General features: G+C 41.6%; 3 protein-coding genes and 1 pseudogene. 1 reads left to right on the forward strand and 3 read right to left on the reverse strand.

Annotated features, from left to right (window positions below; all coding sequences use genetic code 11):
* Positions 1-881 (reverse strand): annotated as a pseudogene (locus tag CXF78_RS13210) (phosphoribosylformylglycinamidine synthase); the annotation flags it as partial.
* A gap of 355 nt (positions 882-1236) precedes the next feature.
* Between CXF78_RS13210 and mltF the strand changes: the two are divergent.
* Positions 1237-2667 (forward strand): membrane-bound lytic murein transglycosylase MltF, encoded by a 1431-nt coding sequence (gene mltF / locus CXF78_RS13215; protein ID WP_011636614.1) that lies wholly within the window; start codon positions 1237-1239, stop codon positions 2665-2667.
* A gap of 315 nt (positions 2668-2982) precedes the next feature.
* Here mltF and tadA read toward each other — a convergent pair whose 3' ends face one another.
* On the reverse strand, positions 2983-3462 hold the full coding sequence (gene tadA, locus CXF78_RS13220; RefSeq protein WP_180957139.1) for a tRNA adenosine(34) deaminase TadA: 480 nt from the start codon (positions 3460-3462) through the stop codon (positions 2983-2985).
* 189 nt (positions 3463-3651) lie between these two features.
* On the reverse strand, positions 3652-4282 hold a 631-nt coding region (guaA, locus tag CXF78_RS13225), incomplete at its 5' end, for a glutamine-hydrolyzing GMP synthase (protein ID WP_145991441.1).

Consider the following 4282-nt stretch of genomic DNA (forward strand, 5'->3'; position numbering starts at 1 on the left):
TGCGTTTCGACTTTCATCAATATATGCATTGGCTCGGTGTGATAGTTGTAAATACCATCGGGATCAGGGAAAAAACGTCCCGCAACAGAACCTGTCATCACCGCAGCATTATCTTTGTAAGCTGATAACACGTAATCAGGTGTCACTTCAAAGGTGTTTTTAATCATTTTGAACAATGACTTTGGCTGTACTTCACCATCGATTGTCCAATCTGCATTGAAAATTTTGTGGCGACAATGTTCCGAGTTTGCTTGAGCAAACATCATTAATTCGATGTCGTTAGGGTTACGCTTTAAACGAACAAAATTTTCAATTAAATAGTCAATCTCATCATCGGCAAGGGCCAAGCCTAGCTTAATGTTGGCCACTTCTAATGCGCGGCGGCCTTCAGCAAGAATATTCACACTGCTAAATTTTGCCGGTTCTGTACGAGCAAATAATACTTCAGCAGCTTCAAACGCTGGCAGCATCACTTCGACCATACGGTCATGTAATAACCCTTGCAGTAGTTTTTGTTGTTCTGCGGTTAATACTGACGCTTCAACATAATAAGCAATACCACGTTCAAGACGGCTAACTTTGCCTAAACCACAGTTATGAGCAATGTCGGTTGCTTTAGAAGACCAAGGAGAAATAGTGCCAGGACGAGGGGTAACAAACAGTAAAGTGCCTTGTGGGGCATGAGACTCAATAGCTGGGCCATAAGTAAGAATAGTTTCTAACTGTAGACGTTCATTATCATCTAGTGGTTCACTCAAACTGGCTAAATGTACATATTCAGCATAAATTTGAGAAACAGGAAGCGCTGCGTTTTCGCAAGCCTCCATGAGTTTTTGAACTCTAAATGCAGATAGTGCTGGGGCTCCGCGAATGATTTCCATCACGTCTATTCACCTTTATAATATAGGAGGATCAGAATTGGCGCTATTATAGGGAATTGCACACTACAAATCACCTTCAAGCACCGGTGAAAACAGTGTTTCCTGATAGGGAAAATATCCCACTCAAGTAATGCTAAAGTGAATAACATGATCACTTTACCTTTTAACAAAAAACAACCACAAAATGCTGCTTATTTGCTCAACTATAGGCGTTTAGGAAAACTCCTGATAAAGTAAGCCAAAAATAAGCTAACTCCCCTACATATTTAAAGGCTATTCAACCGGTATTTCATTCGTTTTTACACATCATTCTGGTGACATTAACGAAACAACTTAAGATAACCAATTAATAAATATGATCAAAACCTTATTCATAATCTTACTTTGCGGGATTCTATCCGCCTGTCAACCTGTTGATATTCAAGATGTTGATATTGCCGCTCCTGCACCTAAGCGTACCGTATTAAAGGTAGGGACCTTATATGGCCCACAGATTTATCTGAATTCAGAACAGGGTGAAAGCGGATTCGATTTTGAAATGGCGCAGCGCTTTGCTGACTATTTAGCCGTCCCTTTAGAGATGATTCCGTATACCAATCGCAAGCAATTATTTGCGGCATTAAAAGAAAACAAGATTGATATTATTGCGGCCGGTATCGCTAAAACCCCCAACCGCAGTCAACAATTCAAGCTCGGACCAACATTATATAAAGTCAACCAAGTACTGGTATATAAGGAAGGCACTCCGGAACCCAAAGACATTAGCACTCTGTCGGGTGAGATTACCGTCATGGCTAACTCATCTTCGGTCAATACCTTAACCAAATTACAAAAAGACTATCCTGAGTTGATGTGGAATCAAGTCAACGACAAAGACAATGAAGAACTGTTTGCACTAATAGCCAACGGTGAACTGAACTACACCATTTCAGATTCAAATAGTTTATTGATCAATCAACGCTTTTTACCCGAACTGCGCGCGGGAATGATTTTAGAAGAAAAAGTCGAAGTGGTGTGGCTATTACCGCCGAATAACAGCGATCGTTTAATGAGTAAGTTGTTGGCTTTTTGGCATAAAGAAAGGCGTGCAGGTACGCTGGAGCATTTAAACGAGAAGTATTTTGGCCACGTAAAACGTTTTGATTACGTTGATACTCGTGCCTTTATCCGCGCAATTGATAATATTCTTCCCGAATATCGCAGTTTTTTCGAGGAGTATTCTGGAGAGTTAGATTGGCGTAAATTAGCGGCCGCCAGTTATCAAGAATCACACTGGAATCCGAGTGCTCGCTCACCTACTGGGGTGAGAGGTATGATGATGCTAACCCAGCCTACAGCAGCTTACGTCGGTGTAGATGATCGTCTAGATGCAGAACAAAGCATACGTGGTGGCGCATTTTATTTAAAAGACATGATGGAGAGACTGCCAGACACCATTTCTGAAGCTCAACGGATCTGGTTCGCACTGGCGTCTTATAATATCGGTTTAGGCCATGTTGAAGATGCGCGCCGATTAACAGAATCAATGGGAATGGATCCAAGCGCATGGCGTGATGTCAAAAAAGTATTACCTTTGCTGCAACAATCTAAATATTATAAACAAACTCGCTATGGTTATGCTCGTGGTAGTGAAGCTGTCCATTATGTTGACAGTATTCGTCGTTACTACGACACCTTAGTTTGGATCGATAATCAAACCAAAACAATGGAGATTATCGAAGAGAAAGAACAAGTTGAAGTGATTGCAGAAGAAGTGCCAGCCAAAAGTCACGTATCGGCGCAATAATTATTATGCGTGAGAGTTTATCGTCATAAAGCTGACCGATAATCGTCACGAATATAAGGTACTATGGTGCTGAATTTATCGTTAGAAAGCATTCTGCTAAAGTATGTTGTTTATCAGTAACCTCGGTGAGGTTAGCCAATATTAAGGGATCACGGTATGAGAAGAAGAGCTATAAGCAATACCATGTCACGTCGTCGTGTCATGCTTAAAGTACATAAAAGCCGCATTCAAAATCGTCAACGAGCTCATTTTTTATTGGTTCAAACTGAAAATTAATCTTTCGTTAACCACATAAAAACAAGTCACTCAATCAGTCTATTTTTTAGCTAACTGTTTGAGTGCTTTTTTTTCAGCTCTACGTCGCTGAAAAAATGCACTTAATTGCGCGCCACATTCTGCTGCCATCACACCTGAACTCACTTCAAGCTGATGATTAAATACAGGATGTTGCAATAAATTAATCACACTACCCGCCGCGCCAGTTTTTAAATCATCCGCACCATACACAACCCGCGTAATACGGCTGTGCACCATAGCACCCGCGCACATAGTGCAGGGCTCTAACGTGACATATAAAGTGGTGTCGAGCATACGATAATTTTCTAACACCTTGCCGGCTTGACGAATACATTCCATCTCGGCGTGAGCGGTTGGATCGTGATTTACAATACTTAAATTACAACCACTAGCAATCAATACATCGTCTTTAACCAATACGGCACCCACAGGCACTTCGCCTTTTAGCTCGGCTTGCTCGGCAAGTTGCATCGCTAAACGCATCCACTTTTCATCAATGGCGCGCTGAAGCTGATTCGATTTATCATTGTGCGCATTAGAAAGTGGGCAAGTATCGGTGGAAACGTGTGCTTTTGGGGTATCTGTCACTCTATAAAACCTAGGTAATTGTCATACGTGGCTATTCTAGCAAATAAAAAAGACGCCGCAGCGTCTTTTTTAAATCAAACTAGGTGTCACGCTACAGCGTTATTCCCATTCAATTGTTGCAGGCGGCTTACCTGAAATATCATAAACCACACGAGAAATACCATCGACTTCATTGATAATACGGTTAGAAACGCGGCCTAAGAAATCATACGGCAAATGTGCCCAATGTGCGGTCATAAAGTCGATAGTTTCTACCGCACGTAGCGATACAACCCAATCATACTTACGACCATCACCCATTACACCTACCGAACGAACGGGTAAGAAAACGGTAAAGGCTTGGCTCACTTTATTATACAAATCAGCTTTGTGTAGCTCTTCAATAAAGATAGCGTCTGCACTTCGCAGTAAATCACAATATTCTTTTTTCACTTCGCCAAGTACACGAACACCTAAACCTGGTCCTGGGAACGGATGACGATAAAGCATGTTGTAAGGCAGGCCTAACTCTAAACCAATTTTACGCACTTCATCTTTAAATAACTCACGTAGTGGTTCAACTAAACCCATCTTCATATCGGCAGGTAAACCGCCAACATTGTGGTGCGACTTAATCACATGTGCTTTACCGGTTGCACTGCCCGCTGATTCAATCACGTCAGGATAAATAGTGCCTTGGGCTAGCCATTTAGCATTCGCGCATTTTTTTGATTCTTCATCAAAAATTTCG

Source organism: Shewanella sp. 11B5, assembly GCF_002836795.1.
In the GTDB taxonomy this organism is placed as follows: Bacteria; Pseudomonadota; Gammaproteobacteria; order Enterobacterales; family Shewanellaceae; genus Shewanella; species Shewanella frigidimarina.

Bases quoted from the DNA above. Each gene is read 5' to 3' on its own strand.
- mltF (WP_011636614.1), top strand. From the start codon at position 1,237: ATGATCAAAACCTTATTCATAATCTTACTTTGCGGGATTCTATCCGCC.